This is a genomic window from Actinomadura sp. 6K520 (assembly GCF_004349245.1).
GTDB lineage: Bacteria > Actinomycetota > Actinomycetes > Streptosporangiales > Streptosporangiaceae > Spirillospora.
The window spans coordinates 1-22,201 of sequence record NZ_SMLC01000127.1 but is presented as its reverse complement, the minus strand read 5'-3'; the positions used below and the strand labels follow the sequence as shown (position 1 = coordinate 22,201).

Below are 22,201 nucleotides of genomic sequence, written 5' to 3'. Positions count from 1 at the left end.
CCCACCCACCCGGCTGCCTGATCATCAGCGCCGCCACCAACGTCACCCCCCAGGACGCCGAAGTGGCGAGCTACCTACGCGACCTCCGCAACACCAACCTGACCCGCTTCGAGTCCCGCCTGAAGACGGCCCAACAGCAAGGCGAACTCCCACCTCACACCGACCCCCACGACCTGGCAAGGTACTTCGCCGCGGTGATCCAAGGCATGTCCCAACAGGCCCAAGACGGCGCCACCCCCCAAGACCTACAAAAAATAGCCGCCCTAGCCCTAACCACCTGGCCACCCCCCGAACCAACCTGAGCGGTCTATCCCTACCAAGCTCCGGGCGACAGCATGTGCTGGCCAGACAGAACACCGCCACATGCAACAGGCCAGCCTTGCGGATTCCTATTGAGTGCTTCCTGCGACACGAGCGCTCAGTTTTAAGCACGGGACGGGCCCCAGTTCTGCCTCCCGCCCACCTGAACGCCCGAGCACACCAGCTTATCGAAGAGGCAGACGCCCCAGTGGACGCCCTTTACTGCCGGGCAATATTTTTCTGCTCCGGACACCGCTAGCTAAGCACCTCACCCCTCACCAGAGTGGACCTGGACTGGCCCAAGTTAAGCGTCACGAACGCTTACGTCCGCCCCAAACTCAGGTCGCGATCACGAGGTGGCGGTGGCATCTGCTGCCCGACTAGTTCTTACGTTCTAGGCGATGGTGAGTTCGGTGATAGCGAATGTTGCCTATATCGATTTCGTGCTTCACGACAAGGTCGCCAACTTCTTCGCCATCGAGGTCGACGACAGTGTAGTCGTCCTCGATTGTAACCGCACCAAACCTGAAAAGGTCGCGATGGTTCGAGCAGAGGCAGAGCATGTTGTCGAGGGCATCAGTTCCCGAATGCGGCGGCTCAAGCCCTCGAATGTAGACTACGGAGGCGAACCGTTGGTAGCCTGGCGCCTCCAAGACAGTTTCACAGATCTGACAAGCGTACTCGTAGATCTTCTTGATCTCTTCCGCATGTGCCCGCAACGCGTAAACACCTTGCGTTAGTCGCTCAAAGCGGCCCGGCGAAAGCTCCCGACTGTCATGCTGCACCGACACTGCATTCCCGAGGTTGGCGATGCGCTCCAGGCGGAAGAGAAGCACGCTGGGCCCGTCAACACTCGGCTGTACCGAGTAGTCCGTCACTCGGAAGAGCCCGTCGTAACTGTAGCCCTGTTCGGGCGAGAAGAGTGGGTTACCGCCAGAACCACGAACGACCCGGACCGGTAGACCAGTCGTCATGCTTTTAATCAGCGCAGCGTTGCCCGTATCTTCCGGAGATTGATCCCGGACCTGTTGCCCAGTATTCGGATCGCGACCGCCATGGCCAGTGTAGATAATCGTTTCGCCGTAATCCCGGTCATCCTTATATCCACCCGAGACTACGATGGACTCTGCCCCTCCCCTTTCCGCGGTACCGCAAATACCCGCTTGCAGCGGACGATGAACACCAGCTTTGTGCAACTCCATCCGATTTCGGAAGACAGTCCCTGGCTTCACTCCGATCGTGGCGCCGTACATCTCCTTCTGCGGGACTAAATGAGCCCGATTACGAACGAGATGCAGCCCTGCACCGTGATCACTTTCCCGCTTTTGAGGGAGGGGGAGTCCCCTATCTTGCAGAGCAACTCGTGCCCCATCAAAGATGGAGTCGACGTCAAGAAGCTCACCACATTCTGGAATCCCAGATTCGATGATATTTATGAGCTCACCACTGAAAGCGGTATAAGTATCCCCCGCATTAGCCGTCTTGTTCTCGGCCGTAGATGCCATCAGGTAGACGCCAGACAACGCGGCACTATTCGCCACGCGACCAGTCGAGCCACCATCACTCATCGCATTAAGTGCACGGCCGCTGTAGCAACAATCGAGGATGACTAGCTTTCTACGGGCAGGACTATGCCGGATTTCGGTTCTAAAATTTTCATACGCAACCGAGTAGTACATTCGCTCAATGTTTGAGTCCACAAGAGTGATATAAAGTTCACTGCCCGTGGAGTGGAGCAGCCCATGGCCCGCAAAGTACACGATAAGCACGTCCGTCGCTTCTTTCGCGGCGTCTGCGACAGGATCGAGCATCTCTTTTATCGACGTGGGATTCGAAACAACTTCACAATGTTCTGGAGGTAATCCGCACACCTGTTCGTCCGTCAGAAGCCTAAAGAGCTTAGACAGATTGTTAGCAACGGACGGGAGGTCGTCCAGGTACTCGTACTTGCTTGTACCGATCAGTACCGCTCGTGACTTCAGCGGATCAGGAAGCGACATTAGGTCCCGTTAGTCGAATTGAGAATCTTAATGATCGTTTCTGGGTCGGTGTCAGTGAATGTAACCTTCAGATCACCGCGCTCGATCGTCATCTGCGGCTTGCGGCGCCTTGTCGCATGCCAGCCACGGATAACCTCGATCGTTGCAGGCAGTCCGATGGCGCTGGTCGTGACCAGAGATATTACATCGAAAGCGGCGCCCATCTCGCCGCTCTCTGGCTTCTTCGCAACCAGCTTCGGGTCTGCGTGATGGCGGATCTCTGGCTCGTTGAGAAGCCACTCGTACAGCGATCGCAGTTCGTCGTCTGCGGCGTCCCCGTGCATCCGAATGTCGACGGACATCTCCAGCCCCCTAGTGTCGTATCCACGATGGTTCCAGATTGACCGACATGTCGGACAAACCATGACGGATGAGGCGCCAGATGCCCCACGAGGTGGGGATACGTACGGCGCCAACCTCTAGTCGCTGACGAAGTGATGGTCTTCAGCTCCGAGAACCCACCTGAATGAAACCCCAGGTGACTCCTGTGTCGATGCGTGTCCCTACTGCTTGACTCGCGCATCAGGAGGCTTTGACCAGAAGTGGAAGGCGATCTTGGTCTCATCGCAGCATGGGCTGAACCACATCCCCGCTGTACTGTGCGGTGCTGTTCTTGTAATCGTGTTGACGGCCTCGCCAAGTTAAGGATTCAACTCCACCGGCCGCTCGGGCACCCTGGACCGGCTACTTGTAGACACACGTCGGTGGATCGTATGACGGGTAGGGCTGCGTTAGGCCTGTTGCGATAGTGCTGGAGCCACTCGTTGACGGTTGCAACCAGGATGCTCGCATGATGGCGGGCCGTGAGCCGCCCATAATGCCGTGCAGTCGGACCGGACGACGGGAGACACTGGCGCGATGAAGCAGCTCCAGGAGATCGCGGGATTGGCCGGTGTGTTGGGCGAAGATCTCATCGGCGCCTACCTTCACGGATCTTCCGTGCTCGGCGGTCTCAGACCAGCCAGCGACCTGGACGTACTGCTCATCTCCCGGAGGTCGATGGACGAGCGGGAACGACGGGCGCTTCTCGGAGGCCTGCTCGGGATCTCCGGCTCCCGGAACAAAGCCCGCCCGGTCGAACTCACCGTGGTCGTCCAGTCCGAGGTCCAGCCATGGCGGTACCCTCCGACCTGCGACTTCCTGTACGGCGAATGGCTGCGCGCCGAGTACGAGGCCGGAGAGGTCCCCCGGCCGGAGCCAATGCCCGATCTGGCCCTACTGATCACGATGGCGCGGGCCGGCGACTACCCCCTCGCAGGCCCGCGGCCGACACAGATCCTCGACCCCGTCCCGCACTCCGACCTGGTCCGGGCAAGCGTGGCGGGCATCCCCGACCTGCTCGACGACCTGGACGGCGACACCCGCAACGTCCTGTTGGCTTTCGCACGCATCTGGAACACGCTCACCACCGGCCAGATCCGGCCGAAGGACGCTGCCGCCGACTGGGCCCTCGCCCAGCTCCCTCCCGAACACCGCCCGGCTCTCGAGCACGCCAGGCAGCTCTATCTCAACTGCCGCTACTCCGAAGAGAGCTGGAGCCAGGCATTGCGGGCACAGGTTCGTCCGCATGTGGACCACGTGCTCGCCGAGATCGACCGGTTGAGCCCCCTGAGCCGGCGGACATAGGAACCGCTCCCAAGATCCTGATATCGGAGAGTGTTCCGAATGCGCTGGTCACAACAAACTCGTTGATGACCGCGACCAGTGCGCCCTTTGCGACGAACGCGGGGCTGATCGCGGCGCCGATGCCGCCGGCTCCTCCGGTGACCAGAACGTTCTGGCCGGCCAGTCCGGTATCGATCACGTCTGCTCTCCCTCAGCGCTTGACGACGGTTCGAACAGGCGCGGGTCAGGAAGGCCGCATCTCGCTGAGGCGGTGCGCGCGCAGGGCCGGAGGACGGACGCCGCCTGGAAGTGGATGGGCGGGCCAGGCCGAAGATCGGAGAGAGCTCAGAGGTGAGCACAGGGTCTAGATCTGCCGAAACTCTTCCCACCTGGCAGACGCCGACACGGGGCGGACAAGATCGAGAACGCATGTGCCGATGCCGCCTCGACTGCGCAGCTTCCAGATCGGTTCGGGCCTCCGCAAGGCCCGGAGACCTGCTCAGTCCGCGCACGTCTCACATCAACCGATCGGGTTGCCGTGTTCGAGGTAGCGGGACATGCCGTCGTGGTGGGCGGCGTGGGCTTGAGTGAGGCGGCGGGCAAGGCGGGGGATGGTGTGGGCGTGGATCTCGGTGACGTCGTGGAAGTCGTAGCCGCGTAGTTCGGTGGGGTCTAGGCGGATGGCTTTGAGTTGGTCGGTGGTCAGTGTGCCGCCGTCGAACAGGAAGAGGATCTTGTCGCCTTCGGACTCGTCGGGGGCCCAGTCGGTGACCAGGAGTCGGCCGATCTCAGGTTGGATGCCGAGTTCCTCGGCTACCTCGCGTGTGGCCGCCTGGTGGGGCGTCTCGCCGCGTTCGACGTAGCCGCCGGGGACGTCCAGGTAGTTCTTGTAGGTGGGCTCCACCAGCATGATGCGGTCTTGGTTGTCGAAGAAGAGGACACCGGCCGCTGCTCGGGCGTGGGCGAAGCTCGCTGCCGGGTCCTCGGGCACAGGGAACCGCCGTCCTACGGGGATGACCTCTATGGCAGGACGCTACTGATTGCCTCGTTGGGACTCGATGTGGTGGACGAGGGTTTCGGTGGTGTCATGTAGGTCGACTATGGGGCGGCGGTGGCGGGTGCCGTTGGGCAGGGTGTAGCTCAGGCGGCCTGGCTCTATCCAGATGTTCGTCTCCTGGTTGTTGCCGTAGGGGATGGTGACCAAGGAGACGCCTCGGCCGTGGCGGTGCGTGGCGTTCGTGATCCCGCGTGCGGTCAGCGTTGCGGCCAGGTGGCGGGCCGCGAGCATGGGTGGGGCCGTTGTGCGTGGGTCGGGCCACGGGCCGGGGAGAGGGAAGGCCGCCCAGACGGCTTTGCCCTGTGTGCCGCCCGTGCAGATTGAGCGGGATAGGTGCGCTCCCCATGCGTCGGCGAGCATGCCGACGATTCCGATGCCGCGGCCGTGGTCGTCCATTAGGTCGCCAGGGGTGTTGGTCGGCCAGGACGACCGGCAGGCGTCGTAGACGCTTATCACCAGTTGCGGTTTAGGGGTCGCTCTAGCCCAGACCCAGAGTTCGGGTGGGGCGGCGGCGCCCGAGTGGCTTAGCGCATTGGTGGCGAGCTCGCTGGCGGCCAGGACCGCGTCGTCGGTCGTGTCGCGGTCCAGGCCGAGCTTCGTCATGGCGATGCCCAGGAGGGAGCGGGCGACCGAAGCGCACCTTGCGTCGGTGGGAAGGCGCCAGGCACACATGCCTCCCATCGCGATATCAGCAGCATGACCTACAGTCATTTGTCCGGACTGCACCATCTGAGCCATTTTGGAACTCTCCTTCACAGGCAGGAGTTGCTTTCTTCTGGACATAGGCTGCGCCTTTCGCCATAGCCTTGTCAGAGTTGTTCGCAACTCCTGCAACTGCGGGAAATCCGGAGGCGCATGATGTCGCACGTCCCCTCGCCGGACCCGAAGTCCTCGATGTGGTCCCTCGTCGCGTACTACCTGCGCTTTTGCAGGTTGCAGCGCAAGCTCACGGGTGACCTGATGGGTGAGATCCTGGGGTGCTCGAAGTCCACAGTTTCTCGACTGGAGACGGGAACCTTGCAGCTAACCCCCGAGCAGGCCGCGGTCATTGATCGCACATGGGACACGGGTGGAATCTTCAGCTTTCTCGTCTGGTATGCCACGCTTGGGCACGATCCAGACTGGTTCCGGCAATACGTCGATTTGGAGTGCCGCGCGTCCGTCATCAAGACCTGGCAGGTCGACCTCATCCCTGGCCTGCTACAAACCCCCGACTACGCCAGAGCCTGCCTCGCTGCGGGCAACGTGAAGGACGTGGAGATGGCGCTTGATAAGCGGGTATCTCGACAAGCGATCCTGGAGCAGTCGGATCCCCCGACGCTGTGGTTTCTGATCTCCGAGACTCTGCTCGAACTACCATGTGGGGGACCGGAGGTTATGAGGGCGCAACTCGCTCACATACTTGACCTCTCACATCGTCCCAATGTGGGCGTGCGCGTGGTCCCCAAGTCCGTCGGTGCTCACCCTGGGCTGGATGGCCCCTTCATGCTGATGACGCTTGCCAATCCGCACATGGAGGTCGCTTATGTCGAGGCACCGGGTGGCGGTCGGCTCGCTTCCAGCGCCGCCGAAGTAGCGTCATATGCACTACGTTATGACCAGATCGGACAGCACGCGTTGCCCGAGAGGCTGTCCCGAGACCTGATCAAGAAGATCATGGAGAGCATGCGATGAGGCCCGTTTGGCGTAAGAGCAGCAAGAGCACCACACAAGGCGGGGAGTGCGTTGAAATCGCCGCGCTCACCCGCTCTGTCGGGGTACGCGACAGCAAGAACCCCCAGGCCGGCCACCTCACCCTCTCCCGAGAGAGCTTTGCGACACTCGTCCAGCGCATCAAAGACCACGCGTGACAACCTGCGTGGGGCAAAGGTGACCTCGACTCGTTCGGTATGGCGCAAGAGCAGTCGGTCGACTCAGGGGACTTCAGGCGAGTGGGTAGAGGTCGCGCGACTCACCCAGAGCATCGGTGTCCGTGGCAGCAAGCGGCCGGGTGACGCGCATCCTTCCCTCACGGCCGAGCGGTTCGCTGCGCTCGTCCAGCGCATCAAAGGGCTGGACTGACGGCTCGGCATCGCGGACGGGCAGCGTTCAAAACGATGTAGCCGCTGGTTGTCGCCGCCTTCCCGATGCCGGCCTTACAACCTGGCGTCCCGGCTGCCGGACATCGATGTGCTCTCTTCCGGCAAGAAGCCAGTTGGTCCGCCGCCAGCTCCTCTGAGCCCGGGATCGGCGGGGGCGAAGTAACGGCCAACGCACCAGGTGCTCCGGTGGCGCAGATTCAGCCCAGAGAGACGGCGGGTTGGGGAAGATCGCCGTCCACTGGGGAAGCGGCCGTTGCGCCGCTCGGTGGGTGCATAGGCGTGGCTGCTGGCCCGGGCGTGCCGCAGGACGCAGGGGGCCGAAGTCGCTGAGGCGCCGGGCTTATCGACGGACGAGTCATGGGCTGCCCTGCGGGTGGGAGGATTGCGGGCATGTCCGGGGACTTTGAGTTGAGCATGGAGGAGTTGCGAGTCGTTGCGCGTTATGTGACGGAGAGTGCTCAGGACGTGCTCCCGGTTTTCGAGGAGGCCGTCCCCGGTGATCCCCGTCCGCGCGCGGCCATCGATGCCGCATGGGAGTTCGTCAACGGCGCGAGGCGGACCAAACTGCAGCGCGTCACCTCGCTGGACGCACACCGGGCCGCGAAGGAAGCGGGCACCGAGACGGCACGTCTCGCGGCACGGTCCGCCGGTGATGCCGCGGCCGCCGCGTACCTGCACCCGATTTCGCGGGCCACCCAGGTAGGACACATTCTGCGCGCCGCCGCGAGTGCCGCGCGCATCGCCGAGATGGACGCAGGGGACGACCCGGCAGCCGGAGAAACGGTGATCGAGCAGGCTCGGCAACGTGCCACGCCGGTCCTGATCTCGGTTCTTTGCCGATACCCTCCCGCGCCGACCGCCAAGAATCGCGTCGCGCACCTCATGAGCTACCTGGACTCTTCGCTACGCGCGTCCTGTTGAGTAGAAAGACGACACCCGTCAGAGCAGCCGGCCATCCAGGCGTCCGGGCTGCTGGGGCCCGGTGCGAAAGTGCTGGTCACGAGCGGCCTGGCGTACATGGCGGCGACGTTGTCGGTGGTGTCGTGCATGATCGGCGCGTCAGTTCCTCAACGGGGATGGGAAGCGCCATGCCGATCACGAACCAGCAGGTAGCGGGGCACGTATTCCTGCAGCAGATGTATTCAGATTCGTACTTTCCCGATCACGTCGTCGACAAGGGCGGTGCGATCCTGTTGCGGCTGTGCGAGCGGATCGAGGCTGAGCAGCCGTCGAGCCTGGACGCTCTGTATGCGCTCACCCAGGCCGCAACCGAGGAATTCAACAGGCTGGATGCGGAATTCGCGGCAGCCGGGAGTGAGATCGAGACGGTTGCGCGTGAGGTGATCGCTGAGAACTTCTGGTTCGTCGCGTCGGCATACGGGTTCACGGACGCGGATGCAGAGAAGCTGATCGCCACCCGGGACTGGTGAGCGGCGACCGGAAGGCCCACCCGCCGGTCAGAGCCGTTCGTTGCGGGCTGCGATCAGGGCGGGTCGAGGTCTGGGATTCAGTCCCGGAGCCGCCGCAGCGCAAGTCGCCGGGCCTGGACGCGGAGGATGGGCGCGGGCTGCTCATCGTGGAGGCGTGGGCTGCTCATTGCGGCTGGCGGTCGGCTGAGGAGGGCAAATGGGTGTTCGTAGTCATGGAGGTGCCGCCCCATGAGTGAGCAGGTCGCCGTCGGCGACCGCGAGACGCTACCCCTAGGGGCAGCGCTGGGGATCGCGCACGGGGCCTATGAGCAGACGATGCGGCAGCAGGGCATGTTGCCCGACGCCATCAAGGTCATCCGGGCGATGGCCGAGCAGAACATCAACGAACTCGACGAGGAGGAGTAGTGCCCGCACGAATCCTCCCGGCGCGGGTTCACCGCCGTCTTCCGGCCCACCGGACTCGCGATGCAGACGCTACGGCAGGACCGGATCCGCGACGAGGGATTCGAGGTCGACGACCCGCTGCACCTGATGCGCCTGTTCGGTATCTCCTCGCAGACCGCAATGCGGTACATCACTGCGGCTCACCCCGAACGCACCGCGAAGCTTCCCCGCTGAGGCGAGCGGCAGCCATCAACCAGCAGAGCCAAGGTCAACGTTGCATGAAGACCGCGTGATGCGTCAGCCGCGCATCGCATACTTTGGCTGTACTCTCGCCTTACAGCCAAAGCATTATCCACTTCTGCCGACGCCGGCGCGTCACTTCACGGGCACTTTCATTCTGAACAGTTTCTCTGCATTTCGGAACGCAATCTTTTCCTTGGCTTCGCGTGGCAAATCGACTCCGCGGAACCAGTCGGTCTGCTCCTTTATGTCCGCGAACGGGTAGTCGGTTGCGAACATCACTCGATCCACGCTTATGTACTTCAGCAGGAGATCGAGCAGTTCGGTCTGGGCGAATGCGCTGGTTGTGACCCAGAAGTTGTCCTGGAAGTATTGCCCGAAGGGCTTCTCGAGCGAGTCTTCGGTCGGCTCGCCCATGTCATTGACGATCCGCTCGTAGTAGAAGGGAAGACCTTCGCCCATGTGGCCGATGATGATTTTCAGTTTGGGGAATCTGTCGAAAACCCCGTACGCGATCATCCGAATGCATTGGGTCAGCACCTCCTGGTGCCAGCCATATCCAGACCCACTGAAAATGTAGTCTTGGTACTCTTCCGTGTATTTAGACCGTGTGGTGCTGTAGTAGATCTTGAAGACCTCGTCAGCTGGATAGCCGGGATGCAGGTAGATCGGCACATCGAGAGCAACGGCACGTGCCAGCACAGGCTCGAAATCGGGATGATCGAGATACTTCTTCGCGATGTGTCCGTTGGTCAGTGCGCCCAAGAAGCCATCTTCCCGAACCGAGCGTTCCAGTTCGTCCGCCGCCGCCTCCGGGCTCTGCAAGGGCAAGGTGGCGAAAGCCTTGAAGCGGCCCGGATATTTGGCGATTGGCCCGTCTACAAGTTGCCGGTTAAGACGATAGGCAAGGTCGATGCCCCTCCGCCCAGGGACATTTTGTACGGAGGGTGTATGGGCAGAGAGGATTTGAACGTTGAGTCCCCCCGCATCCATATCGCCGATGCGGCGTTGGCCTAGATCCGAAAGACCAATTTCCTCGAGGAACGCTATGTGATCCTGATTGATGGAGTTCAGCTTCAACAACGTGGGAGTCGAAAAGGTCTCCTCCGTGCCGATGAAGGGCAGGTCCCGGTCTCGCGATGCAATGTCCGGAGTCTTGTCCGGAGTCTTGTTCCCGTCCGCTGCCGAAACGGCGGCATACGCGGACAAGCCGGTACCAGCGCCAAGCGCCGTGGCAGCGGCTAGAAAGCCGCGGCGTCCCATGGACTTCATGTCAGTCTCTCTTCAGGTGTTTGTGTGGCGGTATCCGTACGGCATCCGTCAGATGCTTCCGATCGGCCCTTCGCCGTTACCAGGCGCGCCCAGGTGTCCACCCACGCCGCGCCCCCCTTCGACCTCGACGCCGGCCGCGCCCGTTCCGCCGAAACACTGCCAGCCGAGACCACGGGTCTTCGCGTCCTGCTCGCGCACCACGACAACGCCGCCCGGCGGCACCGCGTCCACGACGGCGTGGTGCGCGATGGCGACGTTCTCCGGTGCGAATTGGGTCCCGGTCAGGAACGCCGTCTTGGTCAGGCCCGGATCGATCATCTGGCACCGGTACCCGTCCGAGCCGCCGCCCTCCGGCGGCGCGGGCGTGTAGCCCTCGGCCCTCCTCAGGTCGAGGAACCGCTCGCCGGCGCGCAGCGGCTGTGGTAACCCGCCCGCGTGCGCGCTGTGCGGGCCGGTCGCGGCGGGCGCCGCACTGTTGTCGGCGTGCGACCCGCGGGCGGCGACAGCGAACGTCGTCGCCAGCGCCCTGGTGGCCGTCCCGAACCTCAACCGCCCGGGCGGCGCTTTCCCTGACGGCGCTGGGTCGACTGCCATCACTAGCCTCCTTTACATACGGGTTGCATCGCTTACCTGGATGCCTACTTCCTACCGAGCGAACCTGAGACGAACGTTAGAACCCGTCCTTGAACCGTCGCGGTGCAGAGGCCGGACGGATGCTCGACGGCCGACGCTGTCGCATATGGCTCTCGTCGCCCCGTGAATCCATGTTGTGTACCGGTGCGAGAATCCCTGAATGCGCTCGACCGATGACACGATGCCGGTCACTCTCTGACTGCGGCGGAACTCCTGTCCTCGCTGGAGGATGTAGACACTTCAACTCTTTCCAAGGCGGAGTTGCGCCAGATCAAGCACTGGCAGCCCGCGACTCTTGGCGCGGCGATCTTCTTCAAGGTCCGGTGGTGCAGGGACAACCGTTCCACTCGTCGGCGCGTACACCGAGGCCCGGCGCTCCAACAGAGACGTCCTGCCAAGTGCCGTTGTGGCGGCTGCCGTTCGCCTGCCAGGCGGGCGATACGTCCCCCACCGTGATCGTGTGTCTGCACCGCCTGCGCCCCGCCGCCGACAGGGCCTCCGCCTCCGAACCGATGGCAACGGGCGCGGGCGCGATGGGCCGACCGGCACGCTCTGCCAGGCCTCGGGTGGACCCGGTCCCACGCCTGGGCTTCGGTCTTGCCGTAGTTGGTGATGTCGGTGACGGTGGTGATCGCCGCCTCGGGCCAGGTCTCGGGGTTGGCGAAGCGGAACTCCTTGCCGTGCTTCGGCGGTCGCCCGCCCTGGGGACAGGCCAGGGCGTACTCCTTGATCGAGGGCTTCGGCAGCCGCACCACCCGGTCGCTGCGGATCCGCCCCACCAGCCCGACAGGAGCTCTGACAGCTCATACCGCTCTGGCACGTCCCACCACGGGGCACCGGTCCTGGTTCGCCACCGTATGCCGTCTATCAACTGTCGCCGCGTCCGCACCGGTGGACGACCCGGCTTGTCGCCCAGCGGCAGCAAGGGCTCAGGCCGAGCCCACTGGTCGTTGGTCACCACTTCCCACGGCAGGTGATCATTTACAACCTAGATCCACTTTCGGAACAGGCCCTGGTACTCCGGTTGTCGTTCGGCCGAATGCTGCGGTGCTGTTGAGACGGCCGTGGGCGGCGCGAGTTGTGGTCAGGGCTTTGGGGTCGGTCGCATGCCGTCGAAGAGGATGGTCAGTGCGCGATGGCGGAATTGCTCGCTCCACTCTCCGGTCATCGCCTCCTGACAGAGCGCCGCGAGCAGGGCGATCAGCTCGGCGGATTGCAGGTCGTCGCGGACGGCTGCTGCTTTCTGGGCGCGTTCGAGCAGCAGATCAACGGCAGGGCTGAGGCGGGCCAGGGCGTCGCCGACGTGGACCCGGGTGCCGGTCTCGGCCAGTCGCTCGAACACGGCCCTGTTCTGGGCGCCGATAGCCATGACCCGGGTGCAGAACTCGAAGAGGGCGGTCACGTCTCCGGGGTCGTTGACCAGCGCGTCGACCTCGGTGACGAGCCGGTCCCACAGGTTCATCACCACGGCCTGGAGCAGTTCCGGCTTGGTCGGAAAGTGCCGGAACACCGTGCCGATCGCGACACCGGCGCGTGCGGCCACGGCCTCCGTCGAGGCCGAGGCCCCTTGTTCGGCGAACACGGCTTCGGCCGCCTCCAGGATGCGCGCCCGGTTGCGGCGCGCGTCGGCACGCACCGGTCGCCCACCGGCACCTCCGGCACCACGGGCACCGCCGGCAGGCGTCACAACGTCTCGGTCCATCAGCCCTCGATCCCTTGCCAAAGTGAGTCGCACTCATTATGTTCGATGTCGAGTCACACTCATCTTACTTGGGAGGTGCCGCCATGGCACAGTCGGCGACCGACACAGCAGGCCCGCTCACGATCTACCGGCGCATGCAGGAGGCAGTCCTGGGCGACGATGCAACGCTTCTCCCAGCCGAGTTGCTGGCCGAAGACATCGTGGTCGAGACCCCGTTCTCCCCACCGGGCATGGACCGCTACGACGGCCGCGAGGCGTGGCTGGCGTACTACCGCACCAATGGCGCGGCCCTGCAGGTGCGCTTCGAACAGTTCCGGGAACTGGCCACCTACCAGACCGATGACCCCGAGGTCATCGTCGTCGAGTACGAACTGACCGGAACGGTCATCACCACCGGCGTCCGGTCCTCGGTGACCTGTATCGGCGTGCTGCGGGTTCGCGACGGCCTGATCAAGCACTGGCGCGAGTACCAGAACGTCCTGGCGATCAGCGAGGCGCTGAACCGGCAGCCCGAGGACCTCGGCGGCGCGAACGCATCCGCCCACTAGCGCTTGGGCCTCATGCGGCCGAATCAAGCTGCCACTGGTGGCGGAGTCGCCTATCCCTCGCCTGGTGACTCCGCCGCAGGTCGATCGCGAGTGGAATGGTCATTTCGCCGCGCCGGTTGGAACGACTATGCGGTCCGTCGATGTCCTTGTGGTCGGTGCTGGTCAGGCTGGGCTGTCCGCGGGCTACCACCTGCAGCGTCGCGGGTTCGTCCCCGTTACGCGGGCGGCGGGGGACGCCCGGACGTTCGTGGTGCTCGACTCGGAGGACGGGCCAGGCGGTGCATGGCGTCATCGTTGGGCCTCGCTGAAGATGGCGACGGTCAACGGCATTTACGAGTTGCCGGGGTTTCCCGTGCCGCCCGCGGACCCGGACGCCAGTAGCCGCGACGTCCTGCCCGCCTACTTCGCCGACTATGAACAGCGCTTCGCTCTCGATGTGCAGCGTCCCGTCCGGGTGCAGGCCGTGCGCCGTCCCACGATGGCGGACGGTACGGACACGGACGGGCCACTGATCGTCGAAACGGATTCCGAGACCTGGTCGGCCGGCCACGTCATCAACGCCACCGGCACCTGGACGCGCCCACACTGGCCGTACTACCCCGGCATGGAGAGCTTTCGCGGACGCCAGCTCCACGTCCACGACTACGTGTCGGCCGACGAGTTCGCCGGCGAACGCGTCGTGATCGTTGGTGCGGGCATCTCCGCGACCCAACTGCTCGAAGAGGTCTCGCACGTCGCCGACACGTTCTGGGTGACGCGCACCGAACCCGTGTGGGAGGACGGCTTTTCCACACCCGGCATCCGCGCGGCGCTCGCCCGCGCGGAAGATCGCGTCCGCGAGGGGCTGCCGCCACAGAGCATCGTGCGGGTGACGGGCATGCACCGCACAGCGTGGACCGAGCGGGCCGAGGCGCGGGGTGTCCTGGTGCGGCACCCGATGTTCACCCGCATCGAAGAGGACGGCGTACGCATGCCGGACGGCTCGTTCGAACCCGCCGACGTCATCCTGTGGGCGACCGGATTCCGAGCCGAACTCCGGCACCTCGCTCCCCTGCGACTGCGCACCCGGCAGGGCGGCATCCGCGTCGCGAACGGCAGATCGCTCGACGAGCCGCGGTTGTTCGTGATCGGCTACGGCCCGTCGCAGTCGACGATCGGCGCCAACCGGGCAGGGCGGGACGCCGTCATCTCGATCCTGTCCGACCCAGCGGCCGTGGAGACTTCCGCTATTCCAGCTTGAAGGGCCGGACTGCTTGGACGCGCAGCCGAGCGCGTCCCATCCGGAAACCACCAGGAGCCCCCACTCTGCGTCCCCTGCCGTGCGGGAGCGCTGTGTTCACCGGGCGGGTGACCGCACCCGCTGCAACCAAGTCCGGCCGGGTGGGGTTCTTCAAGGCGTTGCCGATGAAAGGAATGGTGATGGCCTTGGAGGCTTCGGTGGGAGACGGAAGCGTCGCCGCGGTTGCGGATGAGCAGCCGGACGATGCGTGGTCGGTCATGCAGAGGTTCTATGAAGCCGAGGCGGCGTACGTGGCGGCGGGCGGTTATGGCAACGCCAGCTATGACCAGGTCGCCGCGTATCTGCATCCGGAGGTCGTGCTGCACCAGGCTCCGGGGCTGCCGTTCACGGGATCCGGGACGTGGAGGGGCCGGGACGGCATGGAGCGGTTCCTGGCGCTCTTCAGCCAGGTGTGGGAGTCGATGGAGTTCCTGGATCAGGACCACTGGGGCGATGGGCAGACCGTGGTGGTGCGCAGCCGGGTAAGGTTCCGCGCCCGTGCCACCGGCCGCCAGGTCGAAACGTTGATCTTGCAGCTGATCACCGTCCGGGATGGACGGATGCTCGAATGCCGCCCCTTCTACTGGGACCCCGCGGCGATAGCCGAAGCCTGCGGCCTGGCGTCTCCGACCGGCGAGGACACGGTCCGACAGGCCGGTCAACAGGGCGGGCCCACGCGCTGATCACCCTTGGGGCCACTGGACGGTGGGGTGCGTTGTTCCGCCCGGTTCCACCTGTCGGGTGGCGGACGATCTTCCCGCGTTCAGCTGCTCGTTGATCGTGGGCCCTAGGCATGCCTTGTGCGTTGCGTTCTTGGGGTTCTGGTCCTGGTTTTCGGGCTTGCGGGGTGCGGTGTCGCCGAGGCGTCGATCGCCGACCGTGACGTCATCGTGGTCGGGGTCAAGGCCGACCAGCCGAGGCTCGGGTTCAGGGAGAACGGGAAGTTCACGGGGTTCGAGGTCGACGTGGGGACGTACATTGCCCGGCATCTTGCGGCGACCCGGGTCGAGTTTCGCGAGGTCCGGTCGGACAACCGGGAACAGAAGCTGGACGATCGCGTCATCGATCTGGTGCTGGCGTCCTACTCCATCACGCCCGACCGGGCCAAGCTCGTGACTTTCGGCGGCCCCTACTACGTCGCCCATCAGGACATCATGGTGCGGCGCGGGGAGACCGGCATCCAAAGCGTCAGGGATTTGGCCGGACGGCGGATGTGCCAGGCGAGCGGGTCGGTTTCCACTGAGCGTGTGGTCGTCGGGTTGAGTGTTTCGGCCAAGCTCGTCCCCGGAGCGTCCTACAGCGACTGTGTGGCGAAATTGCGCAAGGGCGAGGTGGACGCCGTCTCCACTGGGGATCTCGTACTGGCGGGGTTCTCGGCACCTGACCTGAAAATCGTCAACGCGCCGTTCACCGACGAGCGTTACGGCGTCGGGATGCGTAAGGGCGACCTCGACGGGTGCGAGGCCGTCAACCGGGCCATCACGACCATGTACCAGGACGGGACCGCCGCCGAGCTGCTCCGCAAATGGTTCGGCCCCAGCGGGCTTGAGCTGGTCGAGGAGGTGCCGCAGTTCGAGGGCTGTTCGTAATGTCGGTGCCCGTGGTTATCGTCGGAGGGTGGCTGAGGAGCGGGTTGTCTGGGACGAGCTCTTGGCGGCGGGGTTCCTGCATGGGGTGCGGGAGGCCCACCGCGAGGCGACGCTGGCCCTGTTCAACGGGTTGAGCCGGGCGGCGGGGTTCAAGGAGCGGACGTACGGGGTCGGCGCGTTCGAACTGCTCGAAAGCCACCTCGATCGTGTCTTCGGCCGCGACGACCTGGCCCAGAAGGTCGTCCGGGACGACCTGAACGGCTCGCCCGGATGGCGATACGGCCCCTATCGCGTCCTGCTCAAGCGGCACGAGTTCGGCAACGTGCGCGGCATCCGGTGGGATCGCGACAGCCCCACCAAGCAGGCCGTCGCCCGGCAGGGCTACGTCGAAGACCCCCAGCTGACCCTGCCGCTCGGGCTCGAAGCGCACGACACGCCCGGGGTCGTCACGCTGGTCCTCGCGCACAGCGCCAGCGAGGAGCCGCTGGAGATGGAGCTCTTCCTGGGCCGCCCCAGGTGGAACGCGGACGGCGGCACGGCCTGGCACTGGGTGAAGGAGCTGGACGACACCCTCGGCCCCGATCCACGTCGTAAGCTCGTCGAGCGGACGATGCCGCTCTGGGACGACCACGAGGACGTCCCCATGCGGCTCCGCGGGGAGACGAAGACGGCCTAGGCAAAGGGTGGCGCGGGGTGCTGTTCGACTGCGAGCGGCTGACGCTTGCCCGGCGGCTCCGGGGCCTGCGTAAGAACCAGCTCGCGCAGGCCGTGGGGACGACACCGAAAGCGATTGGGCAGTACGAGGCGGGCGTCCAGCGGCCGGAGGAGCCGACGCTGAGGCGCCTGGCCATCGCGCTCGGTGTGCCGGTCGAGTTCTTCCAGGCCGGCCGCAGCCCCGTCTCCATGGACGGGGCGCACTTCCGCTCCCTGAGGTCCACCAGCCAGATCGAGCGGGACCAGGCCCTGGCGTACGGGCGCATCGCCACCGATGTCGTCGCCGTCCTGGAGTCGCTCGTCGACTTCCCCGCGGTGGATCTGCCCGAGCATCCCGTCCCGCCGGACGAGATCGCCGGGGACGGCCCCGTGGAGGCCGCCCGGCTGACCAGGAAGGCCCTGCTGGACGAGGCCGGCCCGGTACCGCATGTCGTCCGCCTTCTGGAGGCGCACGGCGTCCTCGTGCTCGTGCTTCCCAGCGCCGCCGAGCGGGTCGACGCGTTCAGCGTGGGCGTTCATCCGAGGCCGATGGTCTTCTTCAATCCGGCGAAGGGCGATTACTGGCGTAACCGGTTCGACGCCGCCCATGAGCTGGGGCATCTGGTGATGCACGCCGACGCCGAGCCGGGAGAAAAGGTCGTCGAGGACCAGGCGCACAGGTTCGCGGCCGAATTCCTGATGCCGGCGGACGACATCGCCGGGGAATTGCCGGAACACGCCGATTGGGAGCGGCTGGCCGTCCTCAAAACCACGTGGGGTGTCAGCATGGCGGCGCTGCTCTACCGGGCGCGCACGCTCGGAATCATGACGGAAACCGCATACCGCAACGCGATGAGCACGCTGAGTTCGCGGGGCTGGCGGCGCCACGAACCCGGGCCCGCGAAACCCCTTGAGCAGCCGACAATGCTGACGAGGGCGCTCGAAATCGTGAACCGTGCGGGAACGGACCGTGACGGAGTCGCCGAGCGGGCGCGCGTGACGAGGGCCGATTTGGACGCGCTCATCCCGATACGGTAATACCCGCGCAATTGGAACGGTCCCTAAAGGGCATTCGGCGCATCGTGCCGTCAGCGCGGAGTTACATATCTCTGACCGGAGGTTTCCTGCGCGGCGGCCATTACCTGTGAGACCCTCCGAGGGTTGCCGAGACAGACGAGAAGCTGGAGAGCCCGTGCTTGACAATCGGCAGGCCGGCCAGAACTCGACCGCGCTGCGCATGCAGATCGGTGCGCGGCTGCGGCGCATGCGCGAGGACAACGGGATCGGCCGGGCCGAGGCCGGGCGGGCGATCCGCGGGTCCGCCTCCAAGATAAGCCGCCTCGAACTCGGCCGGCACGGGTTCAAGGTGCGGGACGTCGCCGACCTCCTCGACCTGTACGGCGTCCACGACGCCGACGAGCGCGCGAGCCTCATCGAACTCGTGCAGGAGGCGAGGAAGCCCGGCTGGTGGCAGAGCTACGGCGATGTCGTGCCGAGCTGGTTCGAGCAGTACCTCGGGCTGGAGCAGTCCGCGACGACGATCCGCAACTACGAGGTGCAGTACGTCCCGGGGCTGCTGCAGACCGCGGACTACGCGCGTGCGGTCATCGCGCTGGAGCACCACGACGCGGCGTACGAGGGATTCGACCGGCGCATCTGCCTGCGGATGTCCAGGCAGCAGATCCTGCACCGGCCCGTCGCCCCGGCGAGGTTCTGGACGGTCATCGATGAGGCGGCGCTGCGCAGGCCCATCGGCGGGCCGGCGACGATGCGCGCGCAGATCGAGCACCTGATCAAGGTGTCGGAGGGCATGCCCAACGTGAAGGTCCAGGTGCTGCCGTTCTCGGCGGGCGGGCACGTGGCGCTCGGCGGCCCGATCACCATCGTGCGGTTCGCCGAACACGACCTGCCCGACGTGGTCTATCTCGAACAGCTGACCGGTGCCCGCTACCCCGAAGGCCAGGAGGCCGAGCGCTACCAGGAGATCATGGACCTGCTCGCGATCCGCGCCTCCCGGCCCGCCACCACCACCGCGTTCCTCAAGGACCTGCTGAACGATTTCTGACCCGCGCCGCGCTCCCCCGTCCGGGGTAGCGGTTCCCCCGCCGGCGGGAAGAGCGCCGCGCACGCCGGTCGTTAGCGTCGCCTCCGAACATTGGGCGATTCGGCAGGTGGTGGGCGGCTTTGGACACGTCGGCGGCGGTGCTCGCGTTCGTGGTCGGGACAGCGATCAACACGTGGGTGATGGCGTACGGGGCACGGCGGCTCCTCAACGTCCGGTTCCCCCTCTTCCGGACGGTCGCCGCGGGAGCGATCGGGCAGGGCGTCGCCAGCCCGATCATCACGTCCCTCATCGATGGCCTCGACAACGGGACGGTGACGCCGCTGCTCTGGTTCGTCTGCCTCGGGTTCGCGTGCGCGCTCCTCGTCTCCATGACCGTGCTGGTGCTCTGGGAGGCGTTCGTCCCGACCGGTTTCGTCCCGTCGCCGCTGTACTGGTTCGGCGGCCTCCGCTCGCGGGTCGCCCGCACCCGTCGCTACTGGCGGATCACGTTCATCTTCCTGCGCCACGGCCTCGGCCCCTACCTGCGGGGACGCGCCCGCCCGGCGTCCCCGCAGGGACGGGAGCGGCTGGCGCACGAACTGACGCAGGCGCTCGAACAGGCCGGGGTCGCGTTCGTGAAGCTCGGCCAGGTCCTGTCGACGCGCCGCGACGTCCTCCCGCCGGAGTTCGTGGCGGAACTCGGGCGGCTCCAGGACCGCGCCGCGCCCGTCCCGTGGCCGGAGATCGAGCGGGTGATCCGGGAGGAACTGGGCGCACCGTCCGCGGACGTCTTCGCCGCCTTCGACCGGACCCCGCTCGCCGCGGCCTCCGTGGCGCAGGTGCACGCGGCGACGCTCCGCTCCGGCGAGGACGTCGTCGTCAAGATCCAGCGGCCCGGCATCGGGCCGGTGGTGGACCGCGACCTCGACATCGTCGGCCGCCTGGCGCGGACGCTGCAGAGCCGCGCCGGATGGGCCAGGGCGTTCGGCGTCGTCGACCTCGCCGAGGGGTTCGCGACCGCGCTGCGCGAGGAGCTCGACTTCCGCGTCGAGGCCCGGAACATGGCGTCGGTGGCCGCGGCCGCGACGGCGCGCGGCGGGTCGGACGTCGTCATCCCGCACCCGTACGACGACCTGTGCACGCCGCGGGTCCTGGTGATGCAGCGCCTCCACGGCACCGCGCTCGGCAAGGCCGGCCCGCGCATCGACCGCGCGGCGCTCGACCGGACGAAGCTGGCGCACGCCCTCCTCGACACGCTGCTGCGGCAGATCGTCCTGGACGGCGTGTTCCACGCCGACCCGCACCCCGGCAACATCCTCCTCCTCGACGACGGCCGCCTCGGGCTGATCGACTTCGGTTCGGTCGGGCGCCTGGACACCGAGCTGCGCGGCTGCCTCCAGCGGATGCTCCTCGCCATGAACAGGGGCGACGCCGTCGCCGTGACCGACGCCTTCCTGGAGGTCGTGGCCCGTCCCGACGAACTGGACGAGCAGGCCCTCGTGCGGGCCCTCGGCGCCTTCATGGCCCGGCACCTCGGCGCCGGGTCCACACCCGACATGACGATGTTCACCGATCTGTTCCGCCTGGTGGCGCGGTTCGATCTGGCGGTGCCGGCGGAGGTCGCAGCGGTGTTCCGGGCGCTGGCGACGCTGGAGGGCGGCCTGACCGAGCTGGCGCCCGGCTTCGCCATCGTCACCGAGGCGCAGGAGTTCGGCGAGACCTACCTGCGGGAACGGCTGCGTCCCGCGTCCCTCCAGGAGGCCGCGGCCGACGAGATGGTGAGCCTGCTGCCGATGCTGCGCCGCCTCCCCCGCCGCCTGGACCGCATCACCGCCGCCGCCGAGGCCGGCCGCCTCACCATGAACATCCGGCTGTTCGCCGACGAGGGCGACCGCCGGACGGTCACCGGCCTCCTCCAGCAGGTGCTCCTGACCATCCTCGCCTCGACGGCCGGGGTGATGGCGGTGCTGCTGCTCGGCCTGCGGGGCGGGCCGACCATGACACCGGACGTGACCCTCTACCAGTTCTTCGGGTACTGCGGGCTGGTCATCTGCTCGGTGCTCTCGCTGCGCGTGCTGGCCGTGATCTTCCGTCGCTGACCCCGCCGCATGATCGAACACATGTTTGACCGGCGGGGTTACAGTGGGGACATGTTCCAAGGGTCGCTGCTGGACGACACGGACGAGCGCGGTCCGCGCCCGCTGGATCTGGCGCGGCGGACGCGGCTGGCCCACGGCGCCTGGGTGGACGTCCTGCCCGGCTGGATCCCGGGAGCGGACGCGCTGTTCGAGCGGCTGCACACGTCCGTCCCGTGGCGCGCGGAACGCCGCCGCATGTACGACCGGGTCGTGGACGTGCCGCGCCTGCTGGCGTTCTACGACGAGGACGACCCGCTGCCCGACCCCGTCCTCGACGAGGCCAAAGCGGCGCTGGACCGCCACTACGCCGCCGAACTCGGGGAGCCCTTCCGGACTGCGGGCCTCTGCCTGTACCGCGACGGCCGCGACAGCGTCGCCTGGCACGGCGACCGGATCGGGCGTGGGTCGACGGAGGACACGATGGTCGCGATCCTGTCGGTCGGGACACCGCGCAGCCTGCTGCTGCGCCCCCGCGGCGGCGGCCCGACGATCCGTAACGAACTAGGACACGGCGACCTCATCGTGATGGGCGGCAGTTGCCAGCGCACCTGGGAGCACGCGATCCCGAAGAGCACCCGCGTAACCGGCCCCCGAATCAGCATCCAATTCCGCCCCCGCGGCGTCCGGTGACGCCGGGGATCCCTTATGCGGGTCGCGCGTTCACGGGACCGCCATAGACGATGCGCTGTGCCAGCGTCCCGATGACCTTGAGCCGGGCCGTCCCCTTCCTGACGATCTGGAGGAAACAGTAAGCGCGCAGGCCCAGGGGCACGATGAACACCGTCGCGGCGAAGACGCTGACCGGCACATCCCCTTCCGGGATCTCTTCGGAGCCGTACCTCAGACCGCCATAGATCGCCATCACAATGCTCCCTCCCACGAGGTAGCAGGTGGTCAGGACGTCGGTGAGGGCGCTGTGGATCGCGTGGTATTTGACGTTCCGGCTCCGGCTGAGCAGAAACACCAGGCTGGTGAAGAACGGCAGGAAGTAGGCCAGCACCGAACCGACCCGGAGAGGCTCGTCCTGGGGGGTGCGGGGCGCCCTGGTGGTGGGCTGCCAGGGCGGCGGTACGGGGCCCTGGGAGAACGGCCTCTCAGGGGATGGCGGGGCGCCGGGCCAGGGCATGCCCGAGAGCGGGTTCAGCGGAGGCGGCACGGGTGCGGGGT

General features: G+C 66.0%; 25 protein-coding genes and 1 pseudogene. 18 read left to right on the top strand and 8 right to left on the bottom strand.

Translation table 11 applies throughout. From position 1 onward, the window contains the following. A pseudogene (locus tag E1289_RS39155) lies at nt 1-302 on the top strand (TetR/AcrR family transcriptional regulator); the annotation flags it as partial. Between the two features lie 378 nt (nt 303-680). Here the strand turns inward: E1289_RS39155 and E1289_RS26990 are convergent. Both E1289_RS26990 and E1289_RS26985 read right to left on the bottom strand, forming a co-directional pair. Beyond that, a complete protein-coding gene (locus E1289_RS26990) occupies nt 681-2,300 on the bottom strand; it encodes a YDG/SRA domain-containing protein (protein ID WP_131984986.1) in 1,620 nt (539 codons plus the stop codon). Further along, nucleotides 2,300-2,641 (bottom strand): hypothetical protein, encoded by a 342-nt coding sequence (locus E1289_RS26985; RefSeq protein WP_131984984.1) that lies wholly within the window; start codon nt 2,639-2,641, stop codon nt 2,300-2,302. Before E1289_RS26985 ends, E1289_RS26990 begins: the two co-directional genes overlap by 1 nt. A gap of 556 nt (nt 2,642-3,197) precedes the next feature. On the opposite strand from E1289_RS26985, the gene E1289_RS26980 reads away from it, so the two are divergent. Then, a complete protein-coding gene (locus E1289_RS26980) occupies nt 3,198-3,965 on the top strand; it encodes an aminoglycoside adenylyltransferase family protein (RefSeq protein ID WP_131984982.1) in 768 nt (255 codons plus the stop codon). A 499-nt stretch (nt 3,966-4,464) separates the two neighbouring features. On the opposite strand, the gene E1289_RS26970 is transcribed toward E1289_RS26980, so the two are convergent. Continuing rightward, nucleotides 4,465-4,935 carry an NUDIX hydrolase gene (locus E1289_RS26970; RefSeq protein ID WP_131984980.1) on the bottom strand — a complete coding sequence of 157 codons (471 nt, stop codon included), beginning with the start codon at nt 4,933-4,935 and terminating at the stop codon, nt 4,465-4,467. A gap of 42 nt (nt 4,936-4,977) precedes the next feature. Then, on the bottom strand, nt 4,978-5,739 hold the full coding sequence (locus tag E1289_RS26965) for an ATP-binding protein (protein WP_131984978.1): 762 nt from the start codon (nt 5,737-5,739) through the stop codon (nt 4,978-4,980). A 117-nt stretch (nt 5,740-5,856) separates the two neighbouring features. Between E1289_RS26965 and E1289_RS26960 the strand changes: the two genes are divergently transcribed. The 7 genes from E1289_RS26960 (at nt 5,857) to E1289_RS38425 (ending at nt 9,130) form a co-directional block, all read left to right on the top strand. Further along, nucleotides 5,857-6,675 carry a helix-turn-helix transcriptional regulator gene (locus E1289_RS26960; protein WP_131984976.1) on the top strand — a complete coding sequence of 273 codons (819 nt, stop codon included), beginning with the start codon at nt 5,857-5,859 and terminating at the stop codon, nt 6,673-6,675. Beyond that, entirely contained in the window at nt 6,672-6,851 is a 180-nt protein-coding gene (locus E1289_RS26955; protein WP_131984974.1) for a DUF397 domain-containing protein, read from the top strand. Before E1289_RS26960 ends, E1289_RS26955 begins: the two co-directional genes overlap by 4 nt. 621 nt (nt 6,852-7,472) lie before the next feature. Continuing rightward, nucleotides 7,473-8,003 carry a putative immunity protein gene (locus E1289_RS26945; RefSeq protein WP_131984970.1) on the top strand — a complete coding sequence of 177 codons (531 nt, stop codon included), beginning with the start codon at nt 7,473-7,475 and terminating at the stop codon, nt 8,001-8,003. Nucleotides 8,004-8,170: 167 nt separating this feature from the next. After that, nucleotides 8,171-8,512, top strand: a complete 342-nt coding sequence (locus E1289_RS26940; RefSeq protein WP_131984968.1) for a DUF5713 family protein — start codon at nt 8,171-8,173, stop codon at nt 8,510-8,512. Then, the gene (locus E1289_RS26935; protein ID WP_131984966.1) at nt 8,509-8,748 is read left to right on the top strand and encodes an ATP-binding protein; all 240 of its coding nucleotides are present in this window, start codon (nt 8,509-8,511) and stop codon (nt 8,746-8,748) included. The genes E1289_RS26940 and E1289_RS26935 overlap by 4 nt, the downstream gene beginning before the upstream one ends. Further along, nucleotides 8,741-8,917, top strand: a complete 177-nt coding sequence (locus E1289_RS38430; protein WP_165970628.1) for a hypothetical protein — start codon at nt 8,741-8,743, stop codon at nt 8,915-8,917. Before E1289_RS26935 ends, E1289_RS38430 begins: the two co-directional genes overlap by 8 nt. A gap of 60 nt (nt 8,918-8,977) precedes the next feature. Continuing rightward, nucleotides 8,978-9,130, top strand: a complete 153-nt coding sequence (locus tag E1289_RS38425; RefSeq protein WP_165970627.1) for a hypothetical protein — start codon at nt 8,978-8,980, stop codon at nt 9,128-9,130. A 141-nt stretch (nt 9,131-9,271) separates the two neighbouring features. Here E1289_RS38425 and E1289_RS26930 read toward each other — a convergent pair whose 3' ends face one another. The 3 genes from E1289_RS26930 to E1289_RS26910 all read right to left on the bottom strand — a co-directional run bounded on the left by E1289_RS26930 (nt 9,272) and on the right by E1289_RS26910 (nt 12,677). Continuing rightward, nucleotides 9,272-10,408: an amidohydrolase family protein gene (locus E1289_RS26930; RefSeq protein WP_131984964.1), complete on the bottom strand. Its 1,137-nt coding sequence runs from the start codon at nt 10,406-10,408 to the stop codon at nt 9,272-9,274. Between the two features lie 48 nt (nt 10,409-10,456). Continuing rightward, nucleotides 10,457-11,002 carry a hypothetical protein gene (locus E1289_RS26925; protein ID WP_131984962.1) on the bottom strand — a complete coding sequence of 182 codons (546 nt, stop codon included), beginning with the start codon at nt 11,000-11,002 and terminating at the stop codon, nt 10,457-10,459. Nucleotides 11,003-12,125: 1,123 nt separating this feature from the next. Then, nucleotides 12,126-12,677, bottom strand: a complete 552-nt coding sequence (locus tag E1289_RS26910; RefSeq protein ID WP_243713176.1) for a TetR/AcrR family transcriptional regulator — start codon at nt 12,675-12,677, stop codon at nt 12,126-12,128. Nucleotides 12,678-12,826: 149 nt separating this feature from the next. On the opposite strand from E1289_RS26910, the gene E1289_RS26905 reads away from it, so the two are divergent. The 9 genes from E1289_RS26905 to E1289_RS26865 all read left to right on the top strand — a co-directional run bounded on the left by E1289_RS26905 (nt 12,827) and on the right by E1289_RS26865 (nt 21,664). Beyond that, nucleotides 12,827-13,291 carry a nuclear transport factor 2 family protein gene (locus E1289_RS26905; protein WP_131984958.1) on the top strand — a complete coding sequence of 155 codons (465 nt, stop codon included), beginning with the start codon at nt 12,827-12,829 and terminating at the stop codon, nt 13,289-13,291. A gap of 64 nt (nt 13,292-13,355) precedes the next feature. Further along, entirely contained in the window at nt 13,356-14,531 is a 1,176-nt protein-coding gene (locus tag E1289_RS26900; RefSeq protein ID WP_243713175.1) for an NAD(P)-binding domain-containing protein, read from the top strand. 92 nt (nt 14,532-14,623) lie between these two features. Beyond that, nucleotides 14,624-15,253, top strand: a complete 630-nt coding sequence (locus tag E1289_RS26895; protein WP_243713174.1) for a nuclear transport factor 2 family protein — start codon at nt 14,624-14,626, stop codon at nt 15,251-15,253. Nucleotides 15,254-15,460: 207 nt separating this feature from the next. Beyond that, the gene (locus E1289_RS26890) at nt 15,461-16,159 is read left to right on the top strand and encodes a glutamate ABC transporter substrate-binding protein (RefSeq protein ID WP_243713173.1); all 699 of its coding nucleotides are present in this window, start codon (nt 15,461-15,463) and stop codon (nt 16,157-16,159) included. A gap of 28 nt (nt 16,160-16,187) precedes the next feature. Next, a complete protein-coding gene (locus tag E1289_RS26885) occupies nt 16,188-16,835 on the top strand; it encodes a hypothetical protein (protein WP_243713172.1) in 648 nt (215 codons plus the stop codon). A 17-nt stretch (nt 16,836-16,852) separates the two neighbouring features. Further along, nucleotides 16,853-17,890 (top strand): ImmA/IrrE family metallo-endopeptidase, encoded by a 1,038-nt coding sequence (locus tag E1289_RS26880; protein ID WP_131984952.1) that lies wholly within the window; start codon nt 16,853-16,855, stop codon nt 17,888-17,890. Between the two features lie 154 nt (nt 17,891-18,044). After that, nucleotides 18,045-18,917, top strand: a complete 873-nt coding sequence (locus tag E1289_RS26875; protein ID WP_243713171.1) for a helix-turn-helix transcriptional regulator — start codon at nt 18,045-18,047, stop codon at nt 18,915-18,917. Nucleotides 18,918-19,036: 119 nt separating this feature from the next. Beyond that, nucleotides 19,037-20,995: an AarF/UbiB family protein gene (locus tag E1289_RS26870; protein ID WP_243713170.1), complete on the top strand. Its 1,959-nt coding sequence runs from the start codon at nt 19,037-19,039 to the stop codon at nt 20,993-20,995. Between the two features lie 51 nt (nt 20,996-21,046). Further along, a complete protein-coding gene (locus E1289_RS26865) occupies nt 21,047-21,664 on the top strand; it encodes an alpha-ketoglutarate-dependent dioxygenase AlkB (protein WP_131984950.1) in 618 nt (205 codons plus the stop codon). A gap of 13 nt (nt 21,665-21,677) precedes the next feature. Here the strand turns inward: E1289_RS26865 and E1289_RS26860 are convergent, their stop codons facing one another. Beyond that, a complete protein-coding gene (locus E1289_RS26860; protein WP_131984948.1) occupies nt 21,678-22,034 on the bottom strand; it encodes a hypothetical protein in 357 nt (118 codons plus the stop codon). Nucleotides 22,035-22,201 lie beyond the last annotated feature (167 nt).